Raw genomic sequence first — 13,718 nt, 5'->3', positions numbered from 1 at the left:
CGCCCGATATTGCACGACTTCCGCTCCTCCGGCGCCCTGCGCCGGAGGAGCTTTTGCGCGCACGACGGATACCGCATGACGGACGCCACGGACGAACGGGTCGCACGGGAAACCATCCACCTGAGGATGGACGACGGGGCGACCGCCGATCTGCTCTTCTTCTGCCCCCGCGAGCGCTCCCGCGCGGCGTTGCTCTGGGTTCCCGCGCTTGGCGTGGCGGCACGCCACTACGAGCCGTTCGCCCGGGCGCTCGCCGCGCACGGCATCACCGTGGGCATCCACGAATGGCGTGGCCACGGATCGAGCGACCGCCGGGCTGGTCGCCGATGCGACTGGGGCTACCGCGAACTGCTCACCTACGACCTGCCGCGTAGCCTCGATACGCTCGCCACCACCGTCGGGGACATCCCGCTGCACGTGGGCGGCCATAGCCTCGGCGGACAGCTCGCCTGCCTGCTCGCCGGCATGACGCCGCACGAGCTGGCCGGCGTCGCGCTCGTCGCCAGCGGCGCCCCGTACTGGCGCCGCTTCCCCCCGTGGGTGCTGTTCGCGTACGTCGCCGCGCCGATGCTCGCCCACATGGTCGGTCGCCTGCCCGGCAGGCGGATCGGGTTCGGCGGCAACGAGGCGCGTGGCGTGATCGACGACTGGTCCCGTAGCGGCCGCCGTGGCGTTTACGCCGCGGCGGGGCTCGCGGTGGACCTCGAGGCTGCGCTCGGTCGTCAGCGTGCGCCGGTGCGCGCGTTGAGGCTCCAGGACGACTGGCTGGCGCCGGCGTCGTCGCTGGATTTCCTGCTCGACAAGATGCCCGACGCGCCGCGCGACACGGGTGTCGTGACGCCCGACGAGCTCGGCGGCGAACGCGCCGATCATTTCGCCTGGATGAAACAGCCGGCCAGCGTGGCACGCCGCCTCGCGAACGGCATGTTGCAAGGCTGAGCGGCACGCACGGCGACACACGCGTACCATCCGTCCACCCCCACGTTTGCTAGGCTCTCGTCTGTTTCCCGGGGAGAAGCCCATGACCACCATTCCCATCGACGGCAAGCAACGCGACCTTGGTGGCGGCTTCGTCGTACGCCGCATGCTCCCGCATCTGAAAGCGCGCCATGTCGGCCCGTTCGTTTTCTTCGACCAGATGGGGCCGGCGTCGTTCGAGGACGACGCCGGTCTCGACGTGCGTCCGCACCCGCATATCGGTCTGGCCACCGTCACGTGGCTGTTCGATGGCGTCATCCGCCACCGCGACAGCCTCGGCAGCGCCGTCGACATCCGTCCCGGCGAAGTCAACTGGATGACCGCCGGACGGGGCATCGTGCATTCCGAGCGCACGCCGCCGGAGGTCCGCCCCGCCGGCGAGGCGCACAACGGGAATCTGCACGGCATCCAGGTATGGGTGGCGCTGCCGAAGAGCCACGAACGCATCGAGCCCGAGTTCCACCACCACGCCGCGAGCGAACTGCCCGTGGTGGAGCGCGACGGTGCGCGGCTCGTCGTGATCGCGGGCGACGCGTTCGGCGAACGATCGCCGGTACGCGTGTTCGCACCGATGTTCTTCGTCGAGGCGCGGCTGCGGAAGGGCGCACGCGTCGCGATGCCGGCGCAGCACGCCGAGTGGGGCGCCTACGTCGTCGAGGGTGCCGCGCGCTTCGGCGACGTGGAACTCGGCAAGCTCGACATGGCCGTGGCGCACGATGGCGATCCGCCCGAACTCGTCGCGCACGAGGATTCGTTGATCATGCTGTTCGGCGGCGCACCGCTCGATGGCGAGCGCCACCTGTGGTGGAACTTCGTCGCGAGCTCCCCGGAGCTCATCGAGGCGGCCAAGGCCGACTGGTCGGAAGGCCGTTTCCCGATCGTGCCCGGCGACGAATACGAACGCATTCCCTTGCCCACGTACTGAAGACGAGGCGCGTCATGGCACGGTTCGCCAGTTTCCGCGAGTTCTATCCCTATTACCTCGGCGAGCACGCCGACGTGCGCTGCCGGCGCCTCCATTTCGCGGGCAGCTGGGTCGTGCTCGTCGCGCTCGCGATGCTCGTGGCCACCGGCCAGGCCTGGTGGCTCCTGGCGGCCCTGGTCGGTGGCTACGGTTTCGCATGGGTGGGTCACTTCGTCTTCGAGAAGAACCGGCCGGCGACGTTCCGGCATCCGTTCTACAGCTTCATGGGCGACTGGGCGATGTTCCGGGACATCCTGCGTGGACGCGTTTCACTGCGCTGAACGCGTCCACGCGACCGTCACGCGACTTCCGCGGCTGCCGCCTTGCCCTGTTCGCGCTGCTCCCTGCGCGCCGCGCTCCACGTCGGCAACGCCATGTCGTCGCGCGCGACGCGGCACGCGTGCAGGAGCCGCTCGACGTCGCCGTCGCTCATGCCCGCATTCAGCGTGAGGCGGAGCAGCGAACGGTTGACCGTCGTCGCCGGCGCGCTGAACACGGAGCCGAAGATCCCATGCCGCTCCATCACGTCGCGCACGTGGCCGGTCAGGATTTCCTGGCCCGCCTCGAACGCGATGATCTGCTCCGTGCCGTCGCCGATGGGATAGCCGAGCTCGGTCAGCTCGTGGCGCACGCGTCGCGTGACGGCGCGCAGCCGCTGCCTGCGCCAGCCCTCCGTCTGGATCACGCGGTGCGCCGCCGAGAGACCGGCGAGCTCATGCGGGAGTAACGACGAACTGAAGATCGCCGGCAACGCCTCGCAACCGAAGTAATCCTTGAAGCGCGTCGTGCACGCGATGAAACCGGCGCGCGAGCAATACGCCTTCGCGAGGCTCGCCGTGATGAAGTGCACGCGGTCGTTGAGGCCGAGGCTGGCGACGAGGCCTTCGCCGCGCGCGCCATGCGTGCCGAGCGAATGGGATTCGTCGACCACCAGCACGCATCCGTGCGCTTCCGCCACGGCGGCGATGTCCGTGAGCGGCGCGAGGCTGCCGTTCGTGCTGTACACGGCGTCGACGACGATCACGCCGGCGCCGTTGCGCAGCACCTGCCTTTCCAGGTGCGCGACGTCGTTGTGCAGCACCGGCACCGCTTTCGCTCCCGCGCTGCGTATGCCTTCCCATAGCGAGGCGTGCGCGAGCATGTCGATGTAGACCGGAATACGCTCGCCGGCCAGCGACTGGATCAGCCCGACGTTCGCGGCGAAGCCCGACTGGGCGAGGATGCCGTCCTCGCTGCCCACGGCACGGGCGAGCTCGGCCTCGGCCCGATGCAGGGGCTGATCGGCATCCTGCTGGAAGAGGGCGGACATCATCATGCCGAGGCCACCCGTCGCGAGCGCGTCGCGCTGGGCCTCGACGATGTCCGGATGGCCGGCGATGGCGAGGTAATCATTGCTCTGGAGCATCAGGTCGCCGTCGGACGGGCGGCGGCCGCGCAAAATGTGACGGCCACCCCAGTCGATGGCCACCCGTTCATTGTGAAATCGATCGACCCTGCGTGCGACGAATGCCGGAAGCTCCGGCGCCTTGACGATCGGGTGGAGGATGGAAACGTTTTCCATGGTCTGCTCTCTCTGTCAGCGGGCGAACTTCGCCGCCGCCCGACGGACGGCGCACGCGCGCCGGCCTCGCCCTGCCAGGCGCGAAATCGTCACAGAGGTACGCGAACGACCGCCCGCGAGGGCCTGCCGCACCCCATGGCTTTGAGACAGAGAGGGCGCGGCCAGGGGCCGCACCGGTTGGATTTCACGGGCGACAGGGCGCCGCTGCGCCGATCCCGCCGGCGCATGAGAGTGGCGAGCCTGGGATAAAGGCCCTAGATGCGGTGTGAACGGCTGTCCGCGGCCAGGCTGAGATCCTGTTCGCGCAGCCACGTGCGGTACGACTTCACGTGTTGCAGCCGGAAACGCTCCACATCGTCGATGAGGGCGTAGTAGTACCACTGTTCGCCGGAGACGGCAGTCGCGGGGTGCAGCTGAGACTCGGGATCGCGGACGCCCCGGTGGTAGAAGCCGTCGCGGGAGTTGAACCAGGGCAGGGCCGCACCCTGGCGAAGCGCCTCGAGGACGGCCGGAGGCGCCCCGAGATCTGCCGCAATTTCATAGTGGGTGCGCAGGTCCTCGTCCGTCTGGACGAGGAGGAAGCGCCCGATGCCCCAGGCGTCCACCAGCAGCAGGCCGGTCGGATTGCAGTGCACGTAACACTCGACGGGCTGGAAGGTGGCGGTCACCGACTGCAGGACCTCGCGGAACGCGGGATCGCGCAGGAAGCGGAAATTGCCGAGCGCCAGGGTTTCGGCGACGAAGGCGCTGGCGCGCTCGAAGTAGCGGCGCTGCAGTTCCGTGATGGCCGTCTGCAGCTTGGAGATCGCCTCGGGATCGTTCTTGCGGATAAAGCGGTCGATGACGCCCGAATTGAAGGCGTCGATGGCGGTGGCGTCGTCCGCGCGGCCGGTCAGGAGGATCTTGCCGATGTGCGGGTTGGGCAGGCGCTTGCAGAAGCTGATGCCGTCCATTTCGGGCATCGCCTGATCGACCACCACGACCGAGATCTCGGCGAAGCGCTCCGGGTCGTAGACCACGCGGTGGATGGAATCGATGTCCAGCGCGACCAGTTCCTGGGTCTCGGACGGGCGGTCCTTCCAGCGGTAGAGCCAGCCGCCGCCGGGAACGGGCCGGCTGCCGTTGTTGCCCAGCGTCGCCAGCGCGTTGCGCGGCGAGCTGAAGGTCCGCACCCGCATCATCGGGTCGAGCAGCAACGGGACCACGTCGAGGTATTCCTCGTGGTCGTCGACCAGCACGGTGGTGGTCGGGAAATGGAAGGGCTGGATGTCGCCCTGCGAGTTCAACGTCATCACTGCCGGTCCCCGGTCTCCGGATGCGGAAAGGAGAGGGTGAACTCCGTGAATTCCCCCAGATTGGTACGGCACGAGATGCCTCCGCCCATATGCTCCATCGCCGCGCGACAAAAAGCGAGTCCTATACCGAGGCCGGTCACGTTGCCCGTCCCCGCGCTGTCGCTGGCATGGGAGTAAAACCGGTTGAAAATGCGGGGAAGAACGTCCGGAGGGATGCCCGGGCCGGTGTCGTGGACCCGTATCCGGTTGACCAGTTCGCCCGGCTCGACGAAGACCCGGATGTCGCCCTTGCCGGCCCGATCGGTATGAAAAAGTGCATTCCTCAGCAGATTGAAGAGGACGTGGACCACCAGGGCCTCCTCGCCGAGCAGCCGGAAGTCGCCCGCCACCGAGAGGGTGATGCGCTCGCGCTCCGCGCGGGAACCGTAGGGGAAACGTCGCAGCGCCTGGTCCACCAGTTCGCGGGCTGCCAGCGGAGTGAGTGGCACCTCGCCGATCGGCCGGGCCGACAGCAGCAGCATGTCGATGATCGTGTTCGCGTAGGTGACCTCGCGCTCCATGACCCCGATGCTGCGCTCCAGCGCGTGCAGGTTCTGCGCGCGGACCTCCGGCACCGGCAGCCCCTCGGATTCCGCGAGCCGGTGGCTGCGGATCAGGTCGGGCATGAACCGGGCCACGGCGCGGGCCGCGATGCGCAGGGACCCCAGCGGCGTGCGCAGTTCGTGGGCGATGTTGTTGGACGCGGCGGTCAAGGCGTCGATGCGCGACTGCTCCGCCATGTTGGCCGAGACCGTGCACGTCGCGCCGCCGACCATGCCGAACATCAGCAGCGGGACGTATTCGAGCATCGTCCGCGCGTGCAGGTGGGCCTCCGGCGACAGCGCGAAGACCAGCGCGGCCAGCGCGCTGCCGATGGTGAACACGACGAGGAAGCTGGCGATGTCGAACAGCATCATCAGCAGCATCACGCACGCCAGGTGCGTCATCAGCCAGGCCGGCGTGGCGTTGCGCAGGGTCATGTAACCGACGAAGAAGGGCATCGCGATGGTCATCGCGAAGTACCAGTAGGTGGGCAGGTGCGTACGCAGCCGCCGCGGCCACCAGGGCAGCAGGGCCAGCGGGATGAACGTGGCGCTGCAGATCAGCCGCATGGGCAGGTTTTCGTACGGCTGCGGGAAGAGGTACGCCCAGATGGGGTAATACACGGCCAGGCAGAAGCTGCCGACGACGCCGATGGCCACCATCTTGGGCTGCGAGTACCGCGTCCGCAGGAACATCGTGGTTTCGAAGCGCTCGAGCGCGCGCATCAGCAGCCACAACTGCAGCCGGAAGAACTGCCGGGGCCGGGTGGTATCCGGCGTCGCGGCGGTGCCCGGCAAGGCGTCCGTCGTTCGGTCGTCGCTCACGGCTGGGCACCGCCGCTCATCGGTACTGCCGGTGACAGGACTGACACGCCTCGCCGACCGGGGCGAGCGTGGCCGTCAGCGCCTCGCAGTTCGCGGGTGCCGCCGCCACGGCGGCGTCCAGCGCCGTGCCGAGATGGTCGGCCGCCGCGTAGAACGCCGCGTCCATGTCCGGGAAGGCGTCGCGCACGTCCGTGGCGGCGGCGCGCATCCGCCCGAACCGGAGCACGGAGGCCTTGGCATCGCACTGGTTCGCCCGCACGTTGGCGCGCAGTACGCCCATGTGGTGCTGCATCACGGCCATCACGCCCCGATGGAAGGGGGTGCCCTGGTGAAGGGCGGACAGGGCGAAGGTCGCCCCCATCGCGCCTGTCACGAGGCCGAGGATGACGAGTAGCAGCGGGCGCATTGGTGGTCCATCGCATACGAGGACGCCAGCATAGCCCACGGTCACGTTTGTTCAATATGAGACAATGAGCACCTATTCCCCCAGCGAGTCCCCCGTGAGCACGGCCCAGGCCGAACGTTTCGCCGGCATCGAGCGACTGTACGGTCGCGGCACCCTCGACCGCCTCGCCCATGCGCACGTCTGCGTGATCGGCGTGGGCGGCGTGGGCTCGTGGGCGGCCGAGGCGCTGGCACGCAGCGGCATCGGCCGGCTGACCCTGATCGACGGCGACGACGTGTGCCTCTCCAACACGAACCGCCAGATGCACGCGCTGGACGGTCAGTACGGCAAGCCGAAGGTCGGCGTCGTGGCGGAGCGCGCCCATGCCATCAGCCCGACGATCCGGCTCGAGGCGATGGAGCGTTTCCTCACCCCGTCGACGCTCGACGAACTGCTCGACCGCGGCTACGACGTCGTCATCGACGCCTGCGACGCGCTCAAGGTCAAGCTGGAGACCATCGTGTGGTGCCGGCGCCGGAAGGTGCCGCTCGTCACCGTGGGCGCGGCGGGAGGCCGGACCGATCCGACGCAGATCCGCGTGCGCGACCTTTCGCGCACCGAGCACGACGCGATGCTCAGCATGATCCGCAAGAAGCTCCGCCAGGAACATGGCTTCCCGCGGAATCCGGATCGCTTCTTCGGGGTGTCGGCCGTGTACTCGATGCAGAACGTGCAGTATCCGCAGGCGGACGGCACGGTGTGCGGCGTGCGTCCGCCGGGCAGCGATGCGCTCAAGCTCGACTGCGGCGGCGGCCTGGGCGCGGCGACGCACGTCACCGGTGCCTTCGCGTTCGCGGCGGTGGGCAAGGCGCTCGAGAAACTGACCGCGAAACCGAAGGACTGATCAGCGCGCCTCGGCGACGATCGACAGCGCCTCTTCGAGCCGGCCGATGTCCTCCTCGGCGCCGAGCGACAGCCGGACACCCCGCGGCCGTCGGGGCCGCGACACGAAGTTCGACGAGCGCGCCACGCGCACGCCGCGAGCGAGCAGGCGACGCTCCACGCCCACGGGATCCGTCGCCGGAAGCCAGGCGTGCAGGCACGCGCCGTTCACGACCAGATCGTCACCGACGATGCGCCGGGCGAGCCGTCCGCGCTCGCGCATGCTTCCGGCCAGCCCCTGCAGGTGCGCGTCGAGGCTGCCGTCGTCCATGCAGCGCGCGACGACGCGCGGCCAGAGGGTCGGAAGTCCGTCCTGCTCCCGCTGGATCAACGCGGTGGTCGACGCGTGCGATTCGCGGTCCGGGTGGAGCAGCCAGCCGACGCGCAGGCCGGGGCCGAGGATCTTGCCGATGCCGCCCGCGTGGAAGACGCGTTCGGGCGCGAGCGACGCCAGCGACGGCAGCGCCTCGCCGCTGAAGGTCGCGAGCGGCGAATAGACGTCCCCCTCGATGAGGATCAGTCCGAGCTCCCGCGCCGTGGCGACGATCGCCTGGCGCCGCGCGAGCGGCATGGTGACCGTCGTGGGGTTCTGGTACGTGGGCTGGACGTAGAAGACCTGCGCGGCGTGACGGCGCGCGGCCTGGGCGAGCGCTTCGGGCCGGGCGCCGTGCTCGTCCGCCGCGACGTCGACGCACTGGATGCCCATGCCCCGCGCGGCGGTCCGGAAGCCGTGGTACGTGCGCTCCTCGACCAGCACGACCCGGTTCCGCGGCATCGCCACCTGGAGCAGGGTGAGCCCGAGTGCATGCCGCGCGCCGATGGTCAGCGCGATCAGCGCCGGATCGACCTCCGCGTGCCCCGATGCCCGCGCGAGCCAGCGCGCGATCGCTTCGCGGACGTCGAGGGGACCGGCGAGATCGGGATAGGCCAGCGCGTCGGCGTCCACCGTGGTCCGGGCGAGTCGCGCGTTGAGCAGCGTCGCCGCGTTCAGGCGAAGGGGCAGGTTGACGGCAAGATCGTAGTTCGGCGCCATGCGGGCATTGTAGGCTTGCCCACCATGTGGTGCGTCTATCTCATCGAATGCCGTAACGGCGCCTGGTACGCGGGCATCACCAACGACCTGGAGGCGCGCTACGCCGCCCACGTCGCCGGAAAGGGTGCCCGCTACACGCGCGCCAATCCGCCGGTGCGCCTGCTCGGTTCGCGCCCGTTCCCCGATCGCTCGGCCGCGTCGAAGGCCGAGCACGAGGTCAAGCGGCTGCCGAAGGCACGCAAGCTCGCGTGGCTCGGGACGCAGCCTGCGTGACCAGGCGCGGATCAGGGCAACGCGTAGCTCAGGTCGTAGAAGTGCTTGCCGTCGCGGATGTCGATCGTCAGCGTCCCGCTGATCCCCTTGAGGTCGCCGCTGCCTGAGTCCGGCACGATCGTGATGGACAGGTCGCGGCCCGCGGCGGACATGACGCCGCGATGGACGAGCGCGAACGCGCCCTTCCTGCCGCCCAGCGTGCCCTCGAATCGTTCGACCGCGACGTAGGCCGCGGAGCCCGGGGTCGCCGTGCTGGAGGCGGTCAGCATGGTGCCGGCGGACGTTCCATCGAGGTCGCCGTGGAAGACCTTGGCCAGGGTCATCGCCCCGAGTGCCGACCCGTCCCGCTCGTCCGGCTTGCCGGAGGGCGTCAGGGTGACGTCGAACGAACCGTGCGCTTGCTGTGACATAGGGTACCCGTAGGCGATGGAGTGACTTAGGATGAGCGCGACAAGCACGCTCCGGCGCAGGAAACGCATGACGTCCTCCGGTCGGAAAATGGAGCCCTCACGGCTTCCACCGTCGACGAAGATACTGCCATGGAAGCCCGCCCCCATACGAAGATCACCCCCGACTGGCATCGCTGGATCGGCGAGTCGCTGGCCGCCGGCCACGGTCCCGCGGATCTCCTGGCCACGATGCGCGAGCACCGGTTCGACGAGCGCGCCGCGCGCGACGCGATCGCCGACGCCGTGTTCGGCGGGGCCGCGCCGCGCGAGGCGTCCGACGCGGTGCCGGCGTCCTTCCGCAGCCGCCTGGGCGAGGGGCACGTCCTCGACGCCGGCGATCGCCGCGTCCGCGTCCTCGCACGGGTAGCGCGTCCGCTCATCGCCATCCTCGATGGCGTGCTCGACGCCGACGAGTGCGCGGCGCTGCGCGAGATGGCGACGTCGCGTCTCGCGCGCTCGCAGGTCGTCAGCCCCGGCACGGGGCAGGGTGTCGTGCAGTCCATCCGCACCAGCGAGGGGGCCAACTTCGGCCGTTCCGAAAACGAACTGATCGCGCGCGTCGACGCACGCGCGGCGCTCCTCATGCGACTGGGCGAAGAGCACGGCGAAGGCCTGCAGGCGATGCGTTACGGCGTCGGCGCGGAATACGTCGCCCACTACGATTACTTCCCGCCCGACGACCCCGGCAGCAAGGCGCATCTGGCGAGCGGCGGGCAGCGCGTGTCGACCCTCATCATGTACCTCAACGACGTGGAAGCGGGCGGCGAGACCATCTTCCCGCGCATCGATTTCAGCTACGTCCCACGCCTTGGGCAGGCGCTCTATTTCGAGTACACCACGCCCGAAGGCGCGCTCGATCCGCTGTCGCTGCATGGCGGCGCGCCGGTGCTCCGGGGCGAGAAGTGGATCCTGACGAAATGGATGCGCGAGCACGCCTTTCCCGGCTGACGTTGGTGTAAGGTCGACGCTTCGTCGTCCAGGGGGAAGGGGGAACAATGCGCCGCGAGGCTGCCAGGATCGTTCGTTTCGTCGCGGCGGGATGCCTGCTGTGCGCTCAAGCCGCGTGGGGCCAACAGGCGCCGCAATCCGTGCCACCGGCGACGCTTCCCGCGCCCGCCACTTCCGCGGCTCCGCCTCCGCCGCCCGTCGAGATTCCCTTCGCATCGCGCGACGCCGCCTGGGTATCGACGCCCAGCGCGCCCGATGCATGGGGCGGGCCGCGCACCGGTAGCGAGGCGACGCTGTCGGATCGCGTGGTGTCGTACCGCATCCAGGCGCGGCTCGATCCCGAGAAGCACACGGTGGATGGCCAGCAGCAGCTGACGTGGCGCAATCGAAGCGACCGCCCCGTATCGGCCGTGTTCCTCCACCTGTATCTGAACGCCTTCGAAGGGGAGGGCAGCACGTTCTTCACCGAGCGCCGCACGCTCGCCGCGCATGGCGGTTCGCGCGGCACCGACGCCGTGAAGAAAGGCGAGTGGGGCTACATCGACCTGGGCGACGTGGAACAGGACGGCGCGCCGCTGAAGTGGCGCTACGTACATCCCGACGGCGGCCCCGAGACGGACCACACCGTCGTTCGCGTCGATCTCGCGCAGCCCGTGCCCGCGGGCGCGAGCGTCACGCTCGATATGAACTTCCACAGCCAGCTGCCGCGCGTGATCGAACGCACCGGCTACGTCGGCCGCTTCCATCTCGTGGCGCAGTGGTTCCCGAAGATCGGCGTGCTGGAACTGCCGGGCGAGCGCGGCGCCACCGAGCCACGCTGGAACGTGCACGAGTTCCATTTCAACAGCGAGTTCTACGCCGACTTCGGCGAATACGACGTCCGCATGACGCTGCCGAAGGATTACGTGGTCGGCGCGGTGGGCGAGCAGCAGGGCGAACCGACGCCCGAGGGCAACGAGCTCACCTGGCACTTCATCCAGGGCGACGTGCACGACTTCGCGTGGATGGCGGCCCCGGGCTACGCGACGCTCGACGGCGAATACACCGGCCCCGGCAGCCCGAAGGTCAAGGTGCGCGTGATCTACCCGCCGGAATACAAGGCGAGCGCCGCGCCGGCGCTGAAGGCGTCGCTCGATTCGCTGGCGTATTTCTCCTCGACGCTCGGGCCGTACCCGTACAAGACGCTGACGGCGGTCATTCCTCCGTTCAACGCGACGGAAGCGGGCGGCATGGAATATCCGACGTTCTTCACGGCCGGCAGCTACCGCAAGGTGGCGCCGAAGACGCTCGACGAGTTCCTGCTCGATTTCGTGACGATCCACGAGTTCGGTCACGGCTACTTCTACGGACTGCTCGCGTCGAACGAATTCGAGGAGCCGATGCTCGACGAAGGGCTCAACGAGTACTGGGACGATCGCATGCTGCGCGAGCGGAACCAGTCGGTGTACCTCACCACGCCGCTGTGGAAGTTCTTCGGCATCGAGCCGCCGATCGCTCCGTTCCAGCTCGAACGCATGCTGGCGAGGCTGCGCCGCCCGGCCGATCCGCTCGGTCAGAACGCGTGGAACCGGCTTTCCAGCGCCCACTACAGCACTGTCTATTCGCGCACGGCGACGGCCATGCACGATCTCGAGGAGCGACTGGGCAAGGACGTCATGGAAAAGGCCTTCCGCCAGTACTACGCGAGCTGGCACTTCCGCCATCCGTCCATCGCCGACCTGCAGGCGACGCTCAGCGACGCATCCGGCAAGCCGGAGGTCGTCGCGCAGGTGTTCAACCAGTTCGTGTTCGGCACCGACCGCATCGACGACCGCGTGAGCGACATCGTCAGCGAAGAGGTGTTGCCGCTGGCTGGCACCGTCGTGAAGGACGGGCGCCGCGGCGAAGTCGATGGCGAGTCGATCGATGCCTCCGTCGAGAAGCAGCGTGCAGGCTGGAAGAAAGCGCACAAGGACGCGGCTCCCGGCACGGGGCCGTTTCCGTGGAAGACCACCGTGACGGTCTGGCGCGACGGCGCCCGCGTGCCGCAGACGCTGAAGGTCACCTTCATGGATGGCTCGGAGCGGACCGTGCGCTGGGACGACGATCGCCGCTGGGCGCGCTTCACGTTCACCGGCTCGGTGAAGGCGAAGTCCGCCGAGCTGGATCCCGAGCGGAAGATCTATCTCGACCTCGACAAGCTCAACGACAGCCGCACCGTCGAGGAAAATCACGCGGCCTCGCGCCGTTGGGGTTCGGATTTCGCCGCCCTGCTGCAGGGCTTCTACGCGTTGCTGGGGACGCTATGAACACCGATCGCAAACGTTCGTCGCTGGGCGCGCTGGCGCAGGGTGCGCTCGGGGGCCGGCAATGGCGCCTCGCGCTGCTGTGGATCCTCGTGACGCTGCTGCCGGCCGCGGTCGTCGCGCTGCCGTTGTGGCGCGTGCTGGATGGCCTGCTCGGCCACTCCGTGCACGCCGACGCCTGGGCGTCGCACTTCGACGGGTTGATGTTCGGCGATACCTGGACGGCACTCACCACGGACAATCCATGGACCGGCATGGCGCTCGTCGCCGGCACGCTGGTCACACTGGTGTTCGCGCCGTTCCTCGCCGGCATGGTCGTCGCCGGCGGACGCGCCAACCGCGCACTCGGCTTCGGCGGGCTGCTGCAGGGCGGGGCGACCGAGTACGGCCGCATGCTCCGCCTCGGCATCCTCGCCCTGATTCCGTATGGTCTTTTCATCGCCGCGGCGTACGGCGTGACGTCGCTGGCCGACGACCGGGTCGAGACGAGCCTGCTGGCATCGCGTGCCGAGATGTACGAGCACGGCGCGCTGGCGGTCGCCGTCCTGCTGTTCGTCGTCGCGCACGCGATCGTCGAATCGGCACGCGCCCAGTTCATCGCGGACATCGGCCTGCGCTCCGCATTCGTCGCGCTGGGTCGCGGATTCGTGCAGTGCCTGCGCCGACCGTTCGCGACGCTCTTCGTCTATCTCGTGATCACGCTCGTCGGCAGCGTCCTCCTCGTCACCATCGCATCGTGGCGCGGCCACACCACCGCAACCGGCTCGGGATTCTGGACGGGCTTCCTGATCGTGCAGATCGGCGTGATCGTCACGGCGTGGATGCGCACCGCGCGCCTGCTCGCACTCGCCGGCCTCGCCGCGATCAGCCCCCACCGCCGCCGCCGCACGGACTTCGCCCCGGCGCTGTGACAAAGGCCCCGTCGCGCGGGACCGCTGACAAGCATCCTCCTACGGAACGGTAGGAGCCGATCACCCTTGCGACACCCCACCTACCGAAGGGGTGAGAGCCGATCGCATCGGCGACCCCGCGCAGCGGGCAATCTCGCGGGCATCCCCCTACGGAACGGTGGGAGCCGATCGCATCGGCGATCCCGCGCAGCGGGCACCCCACAAGTGAAGCCGCGAGACCGCTGTGCCCTCAACGCCGGCGCGAGGCGACGCAGCATGAGCCGCCAAACATCACCTACAAATCGCCCC

14 protein-coding genes are annotated in these 13,718 nt (G+C 69.0%); 8 read left to right on the top strand and 6 right to left on the bottom strand.

What is annotated here, in order from left to right:
• Nucleotides 1–75: 75 nt before the first annotated feature.
• From J2X58_RS08085 to J2X58_RS08075, 3 genes are all read left to right on the top strand, one after another.
• The gene (locus J2X58_RS08085; RefSeq protein ID WP_310047471.1) at nucleotides 76–939 is read left to right on the top strand and encodes an alpha/beta fold hydrolase; all 864 of its coding nucleotides are present in this window, start codon (nucleotides 76–78) and stop codon (nucleotides 937–939) included.
• An 82-nt stretch (nucleotides 940–1,021) separates the two neighbouring features.
• Nucleotides 1,022–1,903, top strand: a complete 882-nt coding sequence (locus tag J2X58_RS08080; RefSeq protein WP_310047470.1) for a pirin family protein — start codon at nucleotides 1,022–1,024, stop codon at nucleotides 1,901–1,903.
• Between the two features lie 14 nt (nucleotides 1,904–1,917).
• A complete protein-coding gene (locus J2X58_RS08075) occupies nucleotides 1,918–2,223 on the top strand; it encodes a DUF962 domain-containing protein (protein WP_090052604.1) in 306 nt (101 codons plus the stop codon).
• A 17-nt stretch (nucleotides 2,224–2,240) separates the two neighbouring features.
• Here the strand turns inward: J2X58_RS08075 and cqsA are convergent, their stop codons facing one another.
• The 4 genes from cqsA to J2X58_RS08055 form a co-directional block, all read right to left on the bottom strand.
• Nucleotides 2,241–3,503 (bottom strand): alpha-hydroxyketone-type quorum-sensing autoinducer synthase, encoded by a 1,263-nt coding sequence (gene cqsA / locus J2X58_RS08070; protein ID WP_090052606.1) that lies wholly within the window; start codon nucleotides 3,501–3,503, stop codon nucleotides 2,241–2,243.
• A 254-nt stretch (nucleotides 3,504–3,757) separates the two neighbouring features.
• Nucleotides 3,758–4,795 carry a response regulator gene (locus J2X58_RS08065; protein WP_090052608.1) on the bottom strand — a complete coding sequence of 346 codons (1,038 nt, stop codon included), beginning with the start codon at nucleotides 4,793–4,795 and terminating at the stop codon, nucleotides 3,758–3,760.
• Nucleotides 4,795–6,204, bottom strand: coding sequence for a HAMP domain-containing sensor histidine kinase (locus J2X58_RS08060; RefSeq protein ID WP_310047469.1), 1,410 nt, complete (start codon nucleotides 6,202–6,204; stop codon nucleotides 4,795–4,797). Before J2X58_RS08060 ends, J2X58_RS08065 begins: the two co-directional genes overlap by 1 nt.
• 16 nt (nucleotides 6,205–6,220) lie before the next feature.
• The gene (locus J2X58_RS08055) at nucleotides 6,221–6,610 is read right to left on the bottom strand and encodes a cytochrome c (RefSeq protein WP_090052612.1); all 390 of its coding nucleotides are present in this window, start codon (nucleotides 6,608–6,610) and stop codon (nucleotides 6,221–6,223) included.
• Between the two features lie 64 nt (nucleotides 6,611–6,674).
• Here J2X58_RS08055 and J2X58_RS08050 point away from each other — a divergent pair, with 64 nt between their 5' ends.
• Complete coding sequence (locus J2X58_RS08050) at nucleotides 6,675–7,493, top strand: tRNA threonylcarbamoyladenosine dehydratase (protein WP_310047466.1); 819 nt, start codon at nucleotides 6,675–6,677, stop codon at nucleotides 7,491–7,493.
• On the opposite strand, the gene J2X58_RS08045 is transcribed toward J2X58_RS08050, so the two are convergent.
• The gene (locus J2X58_RS08045) at nucleotides 7,494–8,564 is read right to left on the bottom strand and encodes a PLP-dependent aminotransferase family protein (RefSeq protein WP_310047464.1); all 1,071 of its coding nucleotides are present in this window, start codon (nucleotides 8,562–8,564) and stop codon (nucleotides 7,494–7,496) included.
• 24 nt (nucleotides 8,565–8,588) lie between these two features.
• Between J2X58_RS08045 and J2X58_RS08040 the strand changes: the two genes are divergently transcribed.
• Nucleotides 8,589–8,837 (top strand): GIY-YIG nuclease family protein, encoded by a 249-nt coding sequence (locus J2X58_RS08040; protein WP_090052619.1) that lies wholly within the window; start codon nucleotides 8,589–8,591, stop codon nucleotides 8,835–8,837.
• 11 nt (nucleotides 8,838–8,848) lie between these two features.
• Here J2X58_RS08040 and J2X58_RS08035 read toward each other — a convergent pair whose 3' ends face one another.
• Nucleotides 8,849–9,247 (bottom strand): DUF3224 domain-containing protein, encoded by a 399-nt coding sequence (locus J2X58_RS08035; protein ID WP_310047461.1) that lies wholly within the window; start codon nucleotides 9,245–9,247, stop codon nucleotides 8,849–8,851.
• 129 nt (nucleotides 9,248–9,376) lie between these two features.
• Between J2X58_RS08035 and J2X58_RS08030 the strand changes: the two genes are divergently transcribed.
• The 3 genes from J2X58_RS08030 (at nucleotide 9,377) to J2X58_RS08020 (ending at nucleotide 13,430) form a co-directional block, all read left to right on the top strand.
• On the top strand, nucleotides 9,377–10,234 hold the full coding sequence (locus J2X58_RS08030) for a 2OG-Fe(II) oxygenase (RefSeq protein WP_090052623.1): 858 nt from the start codon (nucleotides 9,377–9,379) through the stop codon (nucleotides 10,232–10,234).
• 140 nt (nucleotides 10,235–10,374) lie between these two features.
• Nucleotides 10,375–12,522 (top strand): M1 family metallopeptidase, encoded by a 2,148-nt coding sequence (locus J2X58_RS08025; RefSeq protein WP_310047458.1) that lies wholly within the window; start codon nucleotides 10,375–10,377, stop codon nucleotides 12,520–12,522.
• On the top strand, nucleotides 12,519–13,430 hold the full coding sequence (locus tag J2X58_RS08020) for a hypothetical protein (RefSeq protein ID WP_310047457.1): 912 nt from the start codon (nucleotides 12,519–12,521) through the stop codon (nucleotides 13,428–13,430). Before J2X58_RS08025 ends, J2X58_RS08020 begins: the two co-directional genes overlap by 4 nt.
• Nucleotides 13,431–13,718: the final 288 nt, after the last annotated feature.

The sequence above is a fragment of the Luteibacter sp. 3190 genome (assembly GCF_031456385.1).
Lineage (GTDB): Bacteria > Pseudomonadota > Gammaproteobacteria > Xanthomonadales > Rhodanobacteraceae > Luteibacter.
The sequence above is the reverse complement of the archived record's forward strand: the minus strand, read 5'-3'. Positions and strand labels throughout refer to the sequence as shown.

Bases quoted from the DNA above. Each gene is read 5' to 3' on its own strand.
- J2X58_RS08030 (WP_090052623.1), top strand. From the start codon at position 9,377: ATGGAAGCCCGCCCCCATACGAAGATCACCCCCGACTGGCATCGCTGG.
- J2X58_RS08065 (WP_090052608.1), bottom strand. From the start codon at position 4,795: ATGACGTTGAACTCGCAGGGCGACATCCAGCCCTTCCATTTCCCGACC.
- cqsA (WP_090052606.1), bottom strand. From the start codon at position 3,503: ATGGAAAACGTTTCCATCCTCCACCCGATCGTCAAGGCGCCGGAGCTT.
- J2X58_RS08075 (WP_090052604.1), top strand. From the start codon at position 1,918: ATGGCACGGTTCGCCAGTTTCCGCGAGTTCTATCCCTATTACCTCGGC.
- J2X58_RS08040 (WP_090052619.1), top strand. From the start codon at position 8,589: ATGTGGTGCGTCTATCTCATCGAATGCCGTAACGGCGCCTGGTACGCG.
- J2X58_RS08085 (WP_310047471.1), top strand. From the start codon at position 76: ATGACGGACGCCACGGACGAACGGGTCGCACGGGAAACCATCCACCTG.
- J2X58_RS08055 (WP_090052612.1), bottom strand. From the start codon at position 6,610: ATGCGCCCGCTGCTACTCGTCATCCTCGGCCTCGTGACAGGCGCGATG.
- J2X58_RS08080 (WP_310047470.1), top strand. From the start codon at position 1,022: ATGACCACCATTCCCATCGACGGCAAGCAACGCGACCTTGGTGGCGGC.
- J2X58_RS08050 (WP_310047466.1), top strand. From the start codon at position 6,675: ATGAGCACCTATTCCCCCAGCGAGTCCCCCGTGAGCACGGCCCAGGCC.
- J2X58_RS08020 (WP_310047457.1), top strand. From the start codon at position 12,519: ATGAACACCGATCGCAAACGTTCGTCGCTGGGCGCGCTGGCGCAGGGT.
- J2X58_RS08035 (WP_310047461.1), bottom strand. From the start codon at position 9,247: ATGTCACAGCAAGCGCACGGTTCGTTCGACGTCACCCTGACGCCCTCC.
- J2X58_RS08045 (WP_310047464.1), bottom strand. From the start codon at position 8,564: ATGGCGCCGAACTACGATCTTGCCGTCAACCTGCCCCTTCGCCTGAAC.